General features: G+C 71.0%; 10 protein-coding genes. 1 reads left to right on the top strand and 9 read right to left on the bottom strand.

Annotated features, from left to right (window positions below; translation table 11 throughout):
- Positions 1-258, top strand: coding sequence for a phosphopantetheine-binding protein (locus CFP71_RS02570; RefSeq protein ID WP_093932208.1), 258 nt, complete (start codon positions 1-3; stop codon positions 256-258).
- A 40-nt stretch (positions 259-298) separates the two neighbouring features.
- Here CFP71_RS02570 and CFP71_RS02565 read toward each other — a convergent pair whose 3' ends face one another.
- The 9 genes from CFP71_RS02565 to CFP71_RS02525 all read right to left on the bottom strand — a co-directional run bounded on the left by CFP71_RS02565 (position 299) and on the right by CFP71_RS02525 (position 16,297).
- Entirely contained in the window at positions 299-1,276 is a 978-nt protein-coding gene (locus CFP71_RS02565) for a ketoacyl-ACP synthase III family protein (RefSeq protein WP_093932207.1), read from the bottom strand.
- Positions 1,273-1,488 carry an MbtH family protein gene (locus tag CFP71_RS02560; RefSeq protein ID WP_093932206.1) on the bottom strand — a complete coding sequence of 72 codons (216 nt, stop codon included), beginning with the start codon at positions 1,486-1,488 and terminating at the stop codon, positions 1,273-1,275. Before CFP71_RS02560 ends, CFP71_RS02565 begins: the two co-directional genes overlap by 4 nt.
- A complete protein-coding gene (locus CFP71_RS02555) occupies positions 1,485-4,646 on the bottom strand; it encodes a beta-ketoacyl synthase N-terminal-like domain-containing protein (protein WP_093932205.1) in 3,162 nt (1,053 codons plus the stop codon). The genes CFP71_RS02560 and CFP71_RS02555 overlap by 4 nt, the downstream gene beginning before the upstream one ends.
- Positions 4,643-7,855 (bottom strand): non-ribosomal peptide synthetase, encoded by a 3,213-nt coding sequence (locus tag CFP71_RS02550; protein ID WP_143267030.1) that lies wholly within the window; start codon positions 7,853-7,855, stop codon positions 4,643-4,645. The genes CFP71_RS02555 and CFP71_RS02550 overlap by 4 nt, the downstream gene beginning before the upstream one ends.
- On the bottom strand, positions 7,848-11,030 hold the full coding sequence (locus CFP71_RS02545) for a non-ribosomal peptide synthetase (RefSeq protein ID WP_093932277.1): 3,183 nt from the start codon (positions 11,028-11,030) through the stop codon (positions 7,848-7,850). Before CFP71_RS02545 ends, CFP71_RS02550 begins: the two co-directional genes overlap by 8 nt.
- Positions 11,027-12,523, bottom strand: a complete 1,497-nt coding sequence (locus tag CFP71_RS02540) for an ABC transporter substrate-binding protein (RefSeq protein WP_093932203.1) — start codon at positions 12,521-12,523, stop codon at positions 11,027-11,029. Before CFP71_RS02540 ends, CFP71_RS02545 begins: the two co-directional genes overlap by 4 nt.
- Before the next feature lie 334 nt (positions 12,524-12,857).
- On the bottom strand, positions 12,858-13,877 hold the full coding sequence (locus tag CFP71_RS02535; protein WP_093932276.1) for a ParB/RepB/Spo0J family partition protein: 1,020 nt from the start codon (positions 13,875-13,877) through the stop codon (positions 12,858-12,860).
- A 462-nt stretch (positions 13,878-14,339) separates the two neighbouring features.
- Positions 14,340-14,705 carry a VOC family protein gene (locus CFP71_RS02530; RefSeq protein ID WP_093932202.1) on the bottom strand — a complete coding sequence of 122 codons (366 nt, stop codon included), beginning with the start codon at positions 14,703-14,705 and terminating at the stop codon, positions 14,340-14,342.
- 86 nt (positions 14,706-14,791) lie between these two features.
- Entirely contained in the window at positions 14,792-16,297 is a 1,506-nt protein-coding gene (locus CFP71_RS02525; RefSeq protein ID WP_093932201.1) for an FAD-dependent oxidoreductase, read from the bottom strand.

Raw genomic sequence — 16,297 nt, 5'->3', positions numbered from 1 at the left:
ATGTCCCACGGAGAACACGCACCGGCCGACCGACAGGATCTCGACGGACTCGTGATCGGCATCTGGCGTGATGTCCTCAGTGGACCGGTCGGCCCCGACGACGATTTCTTCGCACTCGGCGGCGATTCCATCAAAGCGGGCCAGATCGTGGCCCGGCTGCGCAAGCAGGCGCGGACCGGGCTTTCCCTCGCCGAGTTCCTCGCCGAGGTGAGCACCCCGCGCGAGCTGGCCGCTTTGGTACGCGCCAGGGCCGTCTGAGCCTGTGCGGCGCGCCCGCGTCGCGATCGGGTCCACGCGCTCACACCTCGACCAGCATGGAGCTCCAGGCGGCGGCCGGGCTGTTGTTCATCACCAGGACGAGATCTCCGGGCTCGAACTGACCGGAGGTCACGCCCGCGTCCAGGTTGGCCATGACGTCGACCGGACCGAGATGGCCGTAGCCGGCCAGGTTCCGCTCGCACACCTTCGCGATCTCGACGTCGAACGCCTCTTCGTAGAAGCGGAAGGCGCCGGTCGAGACGTTCTGCATGAGCACGTGGTCGACGTCGGACATGGCCAGCCCGTTCCGGTCGAGCACCAGCCGGTTGAGCCGGTCGAGCCGGTTGCGGCTCTCGATGGCCAGCTCGAACGAGTACCGCGCGGGATCGGCGCAGACCTCGCGCCAGTGTTCCGGCGCCAAGCCCCGGTACTCCACCCGGAACAGGTCCCAGAACCGGCCGTCGGTCTCCACGGCGACGTCCACGACGCGCAGCGCGGTGGCGAGGGGACGCATCAGCACCGCGAGCCCGGCGTCCCCGTTGACCGTCACCGGGAGCCGGATCCGGCCGGGGCCGGGGCGCACGCAGCCGTGCGCGATCACCACATTGCGCCAGTCCGAAGTGGACAGTAGCAGTGACCGGGCGGTCAGCAGCGCGGTCGAAATGGACGCGCACCCGAGGTCCGACACCGAGAACGACAGCGCCGAAGACAGGCCTGTCTCGTGCTGGACCCTGGTCGACTCGGAGGCCATGAGGTACTCCGGTGCCCTGCCGCCGATCAGCAGCAGCGCGTCGACCTCACCGGGCCGCAAGCCGGTCCGGGCCAGCAACGCCCGCACCGCTTCGACCGCCAGGTCCGTCCCGTGGCGGTCGCCCGCGTCCGGCACGGACGCGATCCCGAAGCCGTCCACCAGTGTCCGGTCCGGCTCGGCGAGGCCGGCGTACTCGGCGAGGTCACGGATCGGCGTCCGGTCCGCGGGCAGCCACACCTCGATCGCGTCGATCCCGACCGCGGTCACGGTGTGCTCCCGGCCGCCCGGTCTCGCACGCTTTTCGGGGTGATGTCGGTCCAGACCTGTTCGATGTGGCCGAGGCAGTCCTCCCGGGTGCCGGTGTAGCCCACCGGCCGCCAGCCCGCCGGTGGTTCACCGGTCGCGGGCCAGACGGAGTACTGCTCTTCGTGGTTGATCACGACCTGGAATCGGTCTTCCTGCGGCACGGCTGCGGTCACAAGACCCTCCCGATGATGTCGGCGATCGCGGTGTGGTGCCGGCGCATCATGGTGAAGTGATCGCCGGGCACGGAGTGGACGGTGACCTCGCCGGTGATGAACTTGCGCCAGCCGAGGTCCTCGGCCCGGTCGTCCGGGCCCTCGAAGAGCGGCGACTCGGCCCGGATCACTGTCGCCGGACCGGCGTACCCGGCCCACCGGTAGTCGAGCAGCGCGAGGTCGTTGGCGCGCAACACTTTCGTCATGGCGCCGATCTGGTGCCTGGTCATGGCCGTCGGCAAGCGCCCGGCCTCTTTGGCCGTCTTGACGACGGCGGCCAACCGTTCCCGCTCGGACAGCGCGTCCAGCGCGCCGGTGTCGACGCGGAAGTCGGAGCCGGCGGTGAGCAGGTTGATCAGCAGCGCCGATTCCTGTTCCGGGGGCGGCCCGGGATCCAGTTCGGTGTTCGCGTCGATCAGCACCAGCGTCGCCACGCGGTCGCCCTCCGCGCTGAGCCGCCGGGCCATCTCGTAGGCGATCACGGCGCCGAAGGACCAGCCGACGAGCCGGTACGGTCCCGTGGGCTGGACCTGCCGCAGTTCACCGACGTACCGGGTGGCCATGGCCTCGACGGTCGGGTCCGGCTCCAGTCCGTCGTCGAGACCGACGGCGGGCACTCCGATGACCGGATAACCGGCGGGCAACGCCCGCGCGAGTTCGAAGTACGGCTGGACACCACCGCCGGAGGGATGCGGGCAGAACAGCGGCGGGTGCTCGCCCCCTGCCCGGATCGGCACCAGCCGCCCGGTGGCCGCCGGATCGTGCCCGGCGCTCGCGGCCATGAACCCGGCGAGGTCGCGGAGTGTCCGGTGCGCGTAGATGTCCCGCAGCCGCAACCGCACGCCGAGTTCCCTGCGGATGTCGGCCAGCACCTGCAACGCCAGCACGGAGGTGCCACCGAGCTCGAAGTAGTCGGCGTCGGGCGGCACCTCGCCGACGCGCAGCGAACCGGTCCAGACCCGGGCGAGCGCCTGTTCGTAGTCCGTGCGCGACGTCGGCGGCCGGTCGGGTCGCGGCGGCACGAGGCCGGGTGCCGGTGGCGCCGTGTCGCGCTGTGGAGGCGTGACCCAGCACCGCGTCGGCTCGAAGGAGTAGCCGGGCAAGGAAACCCGGCGTCGCCCGGTGCCCTCGTGCACGACGTCCCAGTCCACGTCCACGCCCGAGACGTAGAGCTCCGCCACGCGGGCGAGCACGTCGTCGCCGCGCACCGAGTCCAGATCGCATACGACGAGATCGCCGCCGGGGTCGTCGCTTCCGTGCTCACCGTCGTCGGAGCGCGTCGCCTCGGCCAGCGCCTCGGAAAGGCTCGATTCGCCGCGCGCGTGCTTCGCCAGCGCCAGGGAACCCGACACCAGCGTCGTATCGATCCCCCACGTCCGCATGAGACGCAGGAACGCGTGGTTCCGGGAAAACCACGCCGTCGTGTCCTCGTCCACCTCGTCCGGTGCGGCCTCGGCACACTCGGCGACGGCGGCCGCGTACACCGCGTACCGTCCGGCCAGCAGGTCCGCGTCTCGCGCGCTCGGCCCGGCGCCGGGGACGACCGTCCACATCGGACGGCGGGCGCCCGACGGTGCCGGACCGCCACGAGCGGCGCTCTTGCCCGCCCTGCGCAGACCGTCCAGCAGTCCGGCCCGGTCGCGCACCGGGAACGCCACCCGCCACGGCAGATGGTCCCGCCCGCGATTGAGGGTGTGCAGCACATCGCGGACGTCCAGTCCAGGGTCGTCCGCGATCCGCTCCCGTAACGCCGCGCAGACACGGGCGACCGCGGGCCAGCCGCGACCGGACACCGTCGCCACACCGCCCGCCCATCCCGATGGCTCCCCGCCCGCGGGCGGTGCCGCCGGTGCCGACTCCAGGACGGCGTGCGCGTTGGTCCCGGCCAGGCTGAACGAGCTCACCCCGCCGAACAGCGGGCCGTCGTCGTCCGCCTTCCACTCGACGAGTTCGGTGGCCACCCGCACGCCCAGCCGATCGAAGTCGACGAGCGGGTTGGGGCGGGTGAAATGCAGGGACGGGTAGATCACCCGGTTCTGGATGCCCGCGACGACCTTGACCAGTCCGGCGAGGCCCGCGACGTGGTCGAGGTGGCCGATGTTGGTCTTCACCGAACCGATGACGCGGGATTCCCGGCCGGGTTCCGGCTCGCCGCAGGCCCGGGAGACCGCCTCCACCTCGATGAGGTCGCCCAGCCGCGTCCCGGATCCGTGCGCTTCCAGGTATCCGAGCTGCCCTGGCCGCAGACCGGCCTTCTCCCAGGCGTCGCGCAGCAGGTCCACCTGCGCGGCGGGACTGGGCGCGCTCAGTCCGTTGGACCGGTCGCCGTTGTGGTTCACCGCGGTCGAGCGGACGACGGCGTGCACGTGGTCGCGGTCCCGCACGGCGTCCGACAGGAGCTTGAGGACGAGCACCACGCCGCCCTCGCCGTCCCCGGTGCCGTCCGCGGCGGCGTCGAAGGCCCGGCACCGGCCCGAGGCGGACACCACCTCGGCGTACCGGTCGTCGGAGGCGTCGGCGAACGTGCTGCGCACCGCGACACCGCCGACGACAGCCAGGCTCGCCTGACCGCCGCGCAACATGCCCGCCGCGAGGTCGAGCGCCACCAGCCCGGTCGAGCATCCGGCGTCGACCACCAGGGCCGGGCCCTGGGTGCCGAGCAGATGCGCAATCCGGCCCGGCAACACCGAGGTGCCCGTGCCCAGCAGGGTCAGCACCCCTTCGTCGGCCTCGGTCATCAGCTCCGCGTAATCCGAGCGTCCGCCTGCCATCACCACCGCGGTCCGGGTACCGCGGACGCTGCCGAGCGGATGACCGGAGTCTTCGATCGCCGCACAGGCCAGCTGGAGGCAGAGCCGGTGCTGCGGGTCCATCAACTCGGCTTCGCGCAACGGGATCCCGAAGAACTCGTGATCGAACTCCTCCACGCCGGTCAAGGACGCGAGCGGCCGGTGGCGAAGGCCCGGGTCGGCGCCCGCGAGGCGCAGCCGCTCGGCCGGCACCTCCCGGACGCTGTCCTTGCCCTCGGCCAGATTCCGGTGGAAGCGCCGCAGCGAATCGGCGTCCGGCAACCGCACCGCCATGCCGGTGATCGCGATCGGCTCGGCAACGGGGGTCATGACGTCCTCCCCTGTCCGTCGACGAAGGCCGCGATCCGCCGCACCGTCGTCTGGTCGAACAGCTCGACCACCGACGGGGCGAGCGCGCCGAACTCCTCGCCGAGCCGTTCCGCGAGGCCGACCAGCAGCAGCGAGTTGCCCCCGGCGGCGAAGAACGGGGTGTCCCGGGCGACCTGCCCGGCTCCGGTGACGGCGAGCCAGATCTTCGCCACCCGCTTCTCGGTTCCGGTCGACGGTGGCTCGCCGTCCGCGCCGTTGTCCTTGTCCGGCACAGGAAGCGCCGCTCTGTCCACTTTGGCGTTTCCGGTCAGCGGGATCTCGGGGACGGCGATCAGATACGCCGGGACCAGGGCGGCGGGGAGGATCTCGCGGAGATACCGGTCCACGACCGCGGGCTCGAACGCCGTCCCCTGGCGTGCGACGGCGTACCCCACCAGCGCGGGGCCGCCGCGCAGGTCGGACCGCAGCAGGACGACGGCGTCGTCGACGTCCGGGTGGGCGCGCAGCGCCGAGGCGACCTCGCCGGTCTCCACCCGGAAGCCGCGAAGCTTGACCTGGCCGTCGATGCGGCCGAGGAACTCCAGCCTGCCATCGGCGAGGAAGCGCACGAGATCGCCGGTGCGGTAAAGCCGCGCGCCGCGTTCGCCGGAGAACGGATCGGGGACGAACCGCTCGGCGGTCAGCGCCGGCCGTCCGAGATAGCCGCGGGCCAGCCCGGCGCCGCCGAGCAGCAACTCGCCCGGCACTCCCGCCGGCACCGGCCGCAGGCCGGGGTCCACCACGTAGACCGTCGTGTTGCCGATCGGGCGTCCGATCGGCAACACGCCTTGACCGGGGCGCACCGCGTGTACGGGCTCGAACGTGGCGAACAGCGTCGACTCGGTCGGCCCGTACATGTGCAGCACCGCGTCACTGTCCACATGGTCCAGTGCGGCGGACACCGCCGCCGGGTCGACGACGTCGCCGCCGACGAACAGGGTCCGGATCGACGACAGCAGTTCCGGCGCGTGCTCGACGATCAGGTTCAGCTGGGGCGCGATGAGCTGCATCATGGTGACCGGGTGGGTGTCCACCGCGGCCCTGATCTGGTCCAGGATCGCGGAGGTTCCGGCGTCCCCCGGCGGGATCGCGACCGCGCCGCCGTTGAGCAGGGGCCCCCACAGTTCGACCAGTGACGCGTCGAAGGTGAGCGGCGACAGGTGCAGGCACACGTCGCCGCGGCCGAACTCGTGGAAGCGGGCGCCGCGGACCAGCCGCCCGATCGAGCGCTGTTCGACCCCGACGGGGTTGGGCTTGCCGGTCGAACCGGAGGTGTAGACGACATGCGCGAGGGTGCGGCCGTCGGCCAGCCGGGGCGGGTTCCCGGTGGCGGGCGCGGACGTGATGTCCGCCCACGACACCGTCCCCGGCAAACCGGCCACCGCCTCGGACGACCTGGTGTCGGTGAGGACCACCGCGGCGCCGGAATCCTCGACGAGCAGGCGCAACCGCTCCGGCGGATGGTCGGGCGCGAGCGGCACGTAGGCCGCGCCGGATTTGAGCACGCCCAGGATCGCGGCGATCGCCTCCGGGGAGCGGCGCAGGCACAGCCCGACCCGTGATTCCAGGCCGATCCCCCGCGCCAGCAAGCCGTGCGCCACCGTGTTCGCGAGCGAGTTCAGCTCGGCATAGGACAAGACGCCACCGTCGTGGTGGACGGCGGGCGCGTCCGGGGCCGACGCCACTTGCTCCTCGAACAGCTCCTGGATCGATCGGTCCGGGAACGGGATCCGGGTTCGGTTGACGTCCTCGACCAGGCGCGCCCGCTCGGCGCCGACGACCAAGGGGACGTCCAGCACCGGCCGGTCCGGTTCCTCGGCCAGCGCCGTCAGCGAGCGCACGAGGTAATCGGTGAGCCGGGCGATCGTGGCCTCGTCGAAGAGATCGGTGTCGTAGGTGACGATCGCCGTGAGCTCGTCGCCGCGTTCCCGGAAGGTGACCGCGAGCTCCCATTTCGCGACCCCCAGGAACGAGTCGGCCCGGGACACGCGCAGCCCGGCGAACCCGGCCGGATCGACGACCCGGTCCAGCGCCACCGCGACCTGCGCGAGCGGGGTCCGGCTGAGGTCGCGGCCGGGTTCAAGCACCTCGGCGAGCCGCTCGAACGGCATGCCCTGGTGCTCCAACCCGTCCATGAAGGTGAGAAAGACCTGTTCCAGCAGGTCGGCGAAGCGGGGATTCCCGCCGAGATCGGTGCGCAGCACCAGTCCGTTGACGAGGAAGCCGAGCACGTTCTCCGCGGCGGGCAACGGCCGGTTCGCCACCTGAACGGCCACCGGCACGTCGTCCTGACGGGCCCAGCGGCCCATCGCCGCGGCGACGACGGCCACCAGCGCCATGTAGAGGGACACGTGCTGTTCCCGGCAGAGCGACCGCAACGCCGTGACCGTCGCCGCCGGCACCGGGATCCCGTACGCCGCGCCCCGGAACGCGGGGCGGGCCGGGCGCGGCCGATCGGTGCGGAGGTCGAGCGGGGTGAGCCCGGTGAGGACGTTCTTCCAGTAGGCCAGCAACTCCGGCTCCGCGGCCGCCACGGCGTGCCGCTCCCACTCGGCGATGTCACCGTGCTGCACGGGCAATTCCGGCAGCACCGGCTCGCGGCCGTCGGCCAGCGCCGAGTAGCAGACCGCCAGCTCGGCCAGCAGCACGTCCTCGGACCAGCCGTCGAACACCGCGTGGTGCACGGAAAGCGCGAGCAGGTGCGCACGCGCTCCGACGCCGCGCAGCGAGGCGCGCAACGTCGGCCCGGCACTCAGGTCGAACGGCTCCTGGCCTTCGCGGATCGCGTCGAGCCGGGCGGACTCCCATGGATCCTCACCCGCGTCCGGCGCGACGGGGAGCACCGGCATCGGGGGGTGATTCTCCGGCGCGCCGACGGGCCGGACCCGCTGGCGGAGTTCCGTGTCGTGGACCAGCGCCGTGCGCAGGCTCTCGTGCCGGTCCACGAGCCGCCACACCGATTTCCGCAACGCGGCGACGTCCAGCTCTCCTTCGATCCGCAGGAGGATGAGGTAGTTGTAGGCGAAGCTGTCCGGGAAGAACCGTTGCAACGGCCACAACCGGCGCTGCGCGAACGACGCGGGCAGCAGGACGCGGCCGTCTTCGTCCGGCCGCCGGGGCAGCCGCACGGGACCCGCCGTGGCGGTGTCCCCGGGCACGAGGTCAGTCACGAGCTCCACCTCCCCCGGAGGCGTCGAGCGCGGTGGCCAGGCTCGCCACCGTCGGATTCCGGAACAGCAGCCGCAACGGGATCTCGCGGCCGACCGCGCGCCCCGCCCGCGCCACGACCCGCAGCATCGTCAGGGAATGGCCGCCGAGGTCGAAGAAGTCCTCGTGCACGCCGACCCGCTCGGCCCCGAGCACCTCGGCCCACACCTCGGCGAGCGCCTTCTCCAGCGGGGTGCTCGGTTCGTCCGCGTCCTCGGTCCCGGCGCGAGGGCCGGCGGGCGCGGGCAAGGCCGCGCGGTCGAGCTTTCCGCTGGCGTTGAACGGGAGTTCGGCCAGCACCGTGATCGACGACGGGACCGCCGCCGCGGGCACCTCGCCGCGCAGGAATTCCCGCAGCCGCGCGGGATCCGGGTCCGCTCCGGCGGTGGCGGGCGTGACGTAGCCGACCAGCGACGGGGACACCCCCGGCGTCGACCGGTTCAAGACCACCGCGGCCTGTCCCACCGTCGGATGCGCCCGCAACGCGGTCACCACCTCGGCGGGTTCGACCCGGGTGCCCCTGATCTTGACCTGGTCGTCCATCCGGCCGAGGAACTCCAGGTCGCCGCTCGGCAGCCAGCGGCCGAGGTCGCCGGTGCGGTACAGCCTCGCCCCCGGCTCGGGAGCCCAGGGATCCGGCGCGAACCGGTCCGCGGTGATCGCGAGCCTGCCAGGGTAACCGCGGGCCACCGCGACGCCGCCGATGCAGATCTCGCCGGGGACGCGCTCCGGGACCGGGTTGAAGTCGTCGTCCAGCACATAGGCCCGGATATGCGCCAGTGGCTTGCCGATCAACGCGACCGGCGAGTCGCTGTGGCCGGGGTAGATCCAGCCGCTCGCGGTGATGGTCCCTTCGGTGGGGCCGTAGCTCACGACAGCCCGCACGTGCGGCACAACCTGGTGCCACTGAGCGAGTTGTTCGGTGGTCACGACGTCGCCGCCGACGGTCACCAGGCGCAGGCTGCCCGTCCTCGCCACGGGATCGGGATGGGCGATCAGGGTGCGGACGACCTCCCAGCCGTACTCCGGCAGCAGTTCCATCACCGTGACGCCGTGCGCGCACACCACGTCGAGCAGCTTGTCCGGGCTCCACACCTCCTGGTCGCGCAGCAGCACCGTCGCACCGGTCAGCAGCGGGGTCAGCGCCTGCTCCAGCGAAGCGTCGAAACCGATCGACGAGAACTGGAGGACGACGTCGTCCGCGTGGATCTCGTACAGCCGCTGGATGCTGCGGCAGTTGGTCGCGACCGAGGCATGCGTGATCGCGACCCCCTTGGGAGTACCGGTGGAGCCGGAGGTGTAGACGAGATACGCCAGGTCTTCCGGGTGTTGCGCGCGAGCGGGCGCCGACGGCAGCGACGGCCCCGTGGTCCGGCCGTCCACGCACAGGGCGAGCCGCCGGTCACCCGACAGACCGGGCGCGTCCAGCCGGGAAAGCAGCGCCTGCTCGGTCACCACGGCACTCACCCCCGCGTCGTCGAGCATGAGCCGAAGCCGCCGGTCGGGCAGTGCGGGATCGAGCGGGAGATAGACGCCGCCCGCGCGCAGCACGGCCAGCAACGCGACCACCAGCATCTCCGAGCGGTCCAGGAACACCCCGACCACTCGTTCCGGTCCGATGCCCTCGGCACGCAGCCGTCGCGCCAGCGTTTCCGCGGCCTGGTCCAGTTCCGCGTAGCTCAGCGTCACGTCACCGCAGACGACCGCCGCCGCGGCACCACGGCGCCGGATCTGCTCTCCGATCAGCTCGTGGACGAGGCCGGACACCGTGGGCGCCGGAGGCGGGCTGTAGCGGTCCACGATCTCGGCGCGCGCCGCGGGGCTCAGCGGGTGCACCGAACCCACCAGGGCCGCCGGGTCGGCGGCGAGCGTGTCGAGGATGGTGAGAAAGCCTTCCGCGATGTCGCGCACCGCATCCTCGTCGAGGTGGTCGCGCTGGTGCTCGAACACGACCCGCGGTGTCTCGCCGAGCCACACCGTGACGAACAGCGGGTAGCCGGTCCGCCCGAACCGGCGGACCAGGTCCATCCGGAGCTCTCCCGCCGACCACCGGTCGTCGCTCGAACCCGGGTAGTTCTCGCAGACCAGGACCGAATCGAACAGTCGCGTGCCGGGTTCCAGCCCGGTCGCGGCCTGGAGTTCCGCCAGCGACTCCCCACCGTGTTCGCGGGCCGCCGCCAGCCGTTTCTGGTTCGCCCGCAGCCACTCGACGATCGTCGCGTCGCGATCCACCCGGACCCGGGCCGGGATGGTGTTGATCAGTAACCCGATCGGCTGCTCGTCTTCGGGGACGTCGGGCGGCCGCACCGAGACGGTCGAGCCGAACACGACGTCGCGGCTCCGGGTGTAGTGGCCGAGCAGCAGCCCCCAGGCCGCGTGGAACACCGTGGCCTGGGTGACCCTGGCCCGCTTGCACAGCTCACGCAGGGCGGTGGTCCTGGTCCCGTCGAGCAGCACGCTGTGCTCGCCGGTTCCCGGTTCGGCGCGGCGGCCGGCCAGCTCGGGGAGCGGCACGCCACCGGTGAAACCGCTCAACTCGGTACGCCAGAAGGCAAGGGACGCCGCAGAGTCACTCGATCGGGCACGGACGGCGAAGTCGCCGAATCGCGGCGCGGGCCGTTCCGGTCCGGGATTCCCGGCGTAGGCGGTGGCCAGCTCCTCCAGGACCAGCGTCCGGCTCCAGCCGTCCATCAGGATGTGGTGCGACGTCCACAGCACCAGATGCGCCGCGTCCGCGACCCGGATGACGGTGATCCGGCTCAACGGCGCGGTGTCGAGCCGGAACCCGCGTGCCTGATCCGCTCGCAGCACCGCGTCGAACCGCGCGTCCTGCTCGGCCTGGCCGAGCAGACTCCAGTCCAGGACGGTCAAGGACAACGGCACGTCCGGGAGGACGACCATGCGGGGCTCCGGCAGATCCCGCCACCGGATCTCGGCGCGGAAGACCGAATGCCGCCGGATCACCGACCGCCACGCCGCGCCGAAGGCGTCGATGTCCAGCTCGCCCTCGACACGGAACAGATGCTGCACGAGGTCGGCGTCGTTCTCGGGATCGCGCAGCGCGTCCACGAGCATGCCGCTCTGCAAGGGGGTCAACGGCCACGAGTCCTCGGCCGTACCCGGTCCGGCGTCGGTCATCCCACCGGCCTCGAGGTGTAGAACCCCCAGTAGCCCGCCTGCTCCATGATCGGGCCGGTGCCTTCCGGCTGGCGGTTGAACCCGGTGAACCGGTCCGACCGGTACGCCTCCAGCGCGACCGGATAGGCCAGCAGGATGGTGGGCACGAGGTCGTAGTACCGGGCCTGCGCCTGCTTCACGATCTCGGCGCGGGCCGCCGGGTCCATCTCGGCCAGCTGCCGTTCGTAGAGGACGTCGAACTCGTCGTCCGCGAGGAACGAGGCGCTCACCGTGGTGTCGCGGTCCGAGGGCAGGCTCTTGCTGGTCTGCCTGGCCAGGATCCAGTCGGGGTCGGGCGGGCTGCCCCAGCCGGCGACGGTGAGATCGAACCGGCCGCTGTTGTACTCCTCTTCGTAGTCGTCGTCGGGCAGGCCGATCGACTCGACGCCGATGCCGAGTTCGCCGAGCCAGCCGCCGATGTGGCCCGCCGCGCGCTCGTGGTAGTCCGTGCCCAGCCGCCAGAGCAGCCGGAATCGCAACGGATCGCCGTCGGGGCCGGTCCGCCTGTCTCCTCGCAGGCGATAGCCCGCGGCGTCGAGCTCTTCACCCGCCCGCTTCAGATCGAACCGGTACCGCTGTTCTTCCGACGGTTCCCAGTGATAGTCCGGGAAGATGGCCGGCACGATGCCGCCGGGCGGACGACTGAAGCCGCCGTAGACGCCGTCCCGGATCGCCTCGACGTCGATGGCCTTCGCGAGCGCCTTGCGCACCCGGATGTCCCGCAGCGCGGGATGACCGTCGCCGATCGGCTGCCGGTCCCGGTTCAGCGCGCCGAGGTTGAGCATCAAGTGGTTGTAGCGACGGCTATCCGCTTCCACGACGGTGACGCCGTCGGTGGCCGAAAGTTTCCGGTGCTGCGTGAAGGTCACCCGGTTGACGACATCGACCTCGCCCGCGCACAACGCGTCGACGGCGTCGTCCGCACTCGCGAAGAAGATGAGATGGATTTCGTCGATCGCCGCGCGGCCACGCCAGTAGCCCGGATTCGCCTTCAGGACCGTGACGTCGTCCTTGCGGTGCTCGGCGACCAGGAACGGGCCGCTGCCCACCCCGACGATCTCGACGGACTCGCCGAGCGGGTCGTCCATGTCCTCGACCGCGCGCCAAACGTGCTCCGGGACGATCGGCACGTCGAGCGCGGTCATGCTGGCTTGCGGCGCCTTCGTCCGGAACCACACCGTGTCGTCGCCCTCGGCCTCGACACTCACGAAGTTCTCGACGTAACTGCCGTTCGCCTCGGCGGCCACTTCGTCCGACATGATCTTGGTGAAGGTGAACGCCACGTCGCGCGCGGTCAGCGGCGTGCCGTCCGACCACGTCAGGCCCTGACGGATCACGCACTTCCAGGTCAGCTTGTCTTCGGAAGGCGTCAACGATTCGGCGACCCCGCTCGTGGGCTTGAAATCGACCGGCGACGGCGGCGTGAGGAATTCCCAGCACAGCCTGCCGATCATGGCGCCTGCCTCTTTGACCGCCCGAAACGGATTGACGTGGTCGATTCTCTGCGACAGGGCAACACGCAATATCGAATGCCCAAGGTCGCGTTCCTCAGCAGCCACCACACCCCGGCCCTTCTCAATTCGGGTACGCCTCGATTCACTTCAACCCAACCAGGATCCGGCGAGATCCGTCAACGCCGGTCAAGCGGCACCGATCGCCCGACGGGCAGCACGCGGCAATTGCCGGATCAAAAGAGAAAGTGAGTGCCATTCAAAGGCACGGAACGAGCACGGCCGTCAATTCACCGCGCTCTTTTCACGCTTCGTCGCTCACGCCCGGCAGGGCGGTTCAGCGGCCGAGCGGTTTCGCGACGTCTTGGGGGACGTCCCCTTCGCGGACGCGCTGTTCCAGCCGGGCGACGAACCGCTGCCAGTCCGCCACGCAGTGCCGGGCGAGTTCGACGACCATGCCGGTGCAGTGCTGCGGCACGTTGTCCGCCAGACTGAGCCAGCTCTCCTCCCCGCCCGCGTGCGGGTTCAGCGATTGCAGCAACGCCCGGCCGGACTCGGCGAACCGCAAGGACGGGTCCGCCCGCAATCGACGCAGGACCGTCGCCCGGTCCCAGACCGGGGATTCTTCGGCGGTGCCGTCGATCCGGGCCGGCTCGGTCCGCTGTCCACTCGGGACCAGATCGTCGCCGCAGCGCAGGCGTCTGCGCACGTCCTTCACGGTGGTCGTCGAGATCCCCGCCGCGCGGGCGACCTCCTCGACCGGGGTGTCCGGGTTCGCGACCAGGAGCTCGCCCGCCCGGCGCCTGCCCTCGACGCCGTTGAGCGGCCGGACTCTGCCGTCCCTGCCGACCCGCGCGGTCAAGTGGGGATTTTCCCCAGTCGACCGGCGCCGGATCGCGCCGACGGTCTTGTGCGCGAGACCGGTGAGGGCCGCGATCGCGCGGTCCGACCATTCGCCGTGGGTGCCGATGATGCGTCTGGCGGCGGCTTTCCGGTCGGCCAAGGCGAGCGACAGGCCGTGCGCGATGTTCGCTTTCACGGCGAGCAGGAACGCGTCGTCCGCGCTGCCGTCGAAGAACCGCACCGCGATGGTGGTTTCGCCCCGCGCTTCCGCGACGCGGATCCGATGCATGCCGTCGATCACCCGCATCGTCGCACGGTGCACGATGATGGGCGGCAAGGCGACCTCCCAGGTCGCCAATTCTCTTACGTGCGCCGGATCCTCGCCCGCTGTCCGCGGCGAGTCGGCGGGCAGCAGCGAGTCGATGGGCACCCGCACCACCTCTTGGCCGAGATGCCCTGGGACGGTGGCCGGCTGCTCCGCGGCGACTGGTTCCGGACGCGCTCGACTCTGCATCTCCTTGCCCCCCACAGCATTGATCGCGAACACGACGGCTCGGCGCCATCCTCGAATTCGAAATCTTTCGGACGCGGGCGATATCACCGGAGGACGACGGACGGCGAACGACGCGGGTGACCTACGGATATCTTGGTCAGCGCGGCTTCAGACAATGAAACGACCGTCCTTCCCCCAGTGGGCTGCCGTTCTCAAACCGATTGAGTGGACCGCCCGGATGCCATGGAACCAGCCGGACGACTTTGCGGGCAAGGGGAATACAACGAAAGCACCAACGAGAGGACGTTAGAACGTTCAGGGTGACTCCCTGTCATGGAAGTGCACCCGATAAGACTCCTGGAGTACCACCGCGACCCGATGCGGCGGACGCGAAGAGCATCCGACCTTTATCGCCGATTTGCGCGGATAAAGGACGCGGTGGTACCAGTGTGAAGGATGTGGCTGATGGGGCGCCTGTGCCGGTTATTCCGGCGAAGGCCGGTAGTTCGGGTTCTCCCAGACGAACGTGACCTTGTTGCCCGCCGGATCCGCGGCCTCCGTCAGTTTGACGAAGTCGTAGTCCTGGATCGGACCGCATGTCACGTCCTGGGCCTCGAGCGCGCCGACGGTCTCGTCGATGTCGTCGACGACGATGACCACGGTGCTCCTGCCCGCGGCCTCGGGGGCGTGCGCGACCTGGATCCCCGCGTTCCCGGCGATCCGCCACTCGGCCACGCCTTCCATGGGTTCGGCGTCGGGCCGCCGCCCGATCCAACGCTCGTACCACGCGACCGCGGCGGAATGGTCGGCGACCGGCAAAACGGCGTAAACATCCTTGAAACCCGGCACGGCGAGTCGTCCTTTCAGGAATCACGAAGTCACGATCAAGCAGTTCATGACCACTTTAGGACGACGAAGCTCTCCCGCGGTTCCGCTCAGCGGCCGCGGAATCGCGCGGCCAGCGCGGCGATCGGCGACCGCTTCGCCCGGACCGGAAGCCTGCCGGAGGTGATGTCGTCCAGCAGGGTCGACACGGTTTCCCCGGCGCAGGTGCGGTTCGCGCCGATCCCGCCCGAGGGGCCGCGTTTGATCCAGCCGACGACGTACGCGCCGGTGCTTCCGTCGACCCGGCCGGCGGTGTTCGGGATCGTGCCGCGGTCGTCGTCGAACGGGAGGCCCGGCACGGGGACGCCCCGGTATCCGACCGCGCGCACGACCTGGCCGGCGGCGATCTCGACCGGCCCGTCCGGGCTTGTGACGCGCAGGCCGCGCACCTGCGTGTCCCCGATGATCCCGGTGGGCGCGGAGTGGAAGCGCAGGACGATGCGGCGTGAGTCCGCGTCCGGCGGCGTGGTCCAGTCGACGGTCTCGCGGTCGAGTTCGCGCAGCAGCTTCGCCTTGCCGGTGCCCGCGTCGATCGCGGCCGTGGTGCGCGGGTCCGCGTCGTCGACGACGAGCGGAACACCGGTGCGCCCGGACAGCGCGAGCAGTTCCGGGGAGGTGTAGGCGGCGTCCTCCGGTCCGCGCCGGGCGAGCAGTACGACTTCCCGGATTTTGCTGCTACGCAAGCGTTCCAGCGCGTGCGGAGCGATCGTGGTCCCGGCGAGGGTGTCCGGGTCGGCGGTGAGGATCCGGGCCACGTCGAGGGCGACGTTGCCGGTGCCGACCAGCACGACACGTTCCGCGGACAGGTCCACCGCGTTCGCGGGGACGTCCGGGTGCCCGTTGTACCAGCCGACCACGGTGGTCGCGGCGATGCTGCCGGACAGCTCCTCGCCGTCCAGGCCGAGGCCGCGCGCGGACGAGGCGCCGACCGCGTAGACGACGGCGTCGTGGCGGCCTGCCAGTTCGTCCACGGTGACGTCGCGGCCGACCTCGGTGCCCAGGCGCAGCCGCAGCCTCGGGTGCTCGTGAAGTCGCGAGAACGTCTCGCCGATCCGCTTCGTGGCGGGGTGATCCGGGGCGACGCCGAAGCGGACGAGCCCGCCCGCGACCGGCAGCCTGTCGATCAGGGTGACCCGCGCGTTGGTGTGCAGGAGCAGGTCTTCGACGGCGTACATACCCGCCGGGCCGGTGCCGACGACGGCGATGTCCGGCGGCGCGAAGTCGCTCGGGATGGCCCTGTCGAACGTCGGCGGGCTCCAGCGGTGGAAGTTCGGCGCCGGGTCGGCGGAAGAGACGACCTCACGGTCCGCGTAGTACTCCGCGTTGATTCCCGCGTAGACCTGGAGCGGTCCGGTCAGCAGATCCGCCGGGAAGATCGCGTCCACCGGGCAGGCGTCCGCGCAGGCCCCGCAATCGATGCACGAAGCCGGGTCGACGTAGAGCATCTCGGTGGTGCCGAAGTCGGGCTCGTCCGGGGTGGGATGGATGCAGTTGACCGGGCAGACCGACACGCAAGTGGCGTCGCTGCAACAGGTCTGGGTGATCGCGAAGGCCAT

The organism is Amycolatopsis thailandensis, from assembly GCF_002234405.1.
Taxonomy (GTDB): Bacteria; Actinomycetota; Actinomycetes; order Mycobacteriales; family Pseudonocardiaceae; genus Amycolatopsis; species Amycolatopsis thailandensis.
This window is presented reverse-complemented; position numbering and strand designations above follow the sequence as displayed.

What these genes read in the sequence shown, in the direction of transcription:
- CFP71_RS02545 (WP_093932277.1), bottom strand. Translation starts at nt 11,030, where the DNA reads ATGACCGACGCCGGACCGGGTACGGCCGAGGACTCGTGGCCGTTGACC.
- CFP71_RS02540 (WP_093932203.1), bottom strand. Translation starts at nt 12,523, where the DNA reads ATGATCGGCAGGCTGTGCTGGGAATTCCTCACGCCGCCGTCGCCGGTC.
- CFP71_RS02525 (WP_093932201.1), bottom strand. Translation starts at nt 16,297, where the DNA reads ATGGCCTTCGCGATCACCCAGACCTGTTGCAGCGACGCCACTTGCGTG.
- CFP71_RS02535 (WP_093932276.1), bottom strand. Translation starts at nt 13,877, where the DNA reads ATGCAGAGTCGAGCGCGTCCGGAACCAGTCGCCGCGGAGCAGCCGGCC.
- CFP71_RS02555 (WP_093932205.1), bottom strand. Translation starts at nt 4,646, where the DNA reads ATGACCCCCGTTGCCGAGCCGATCGCGATCACCGGCATGGCGGTGCGG.
- CFP71_RS02570 (WP_093932208.1), top strand. Translation starts at nt 1, where the DNA reads ATGTCCCACGGAGAACACGCACCGGCCGACCGACAGGATCTCGACGGA.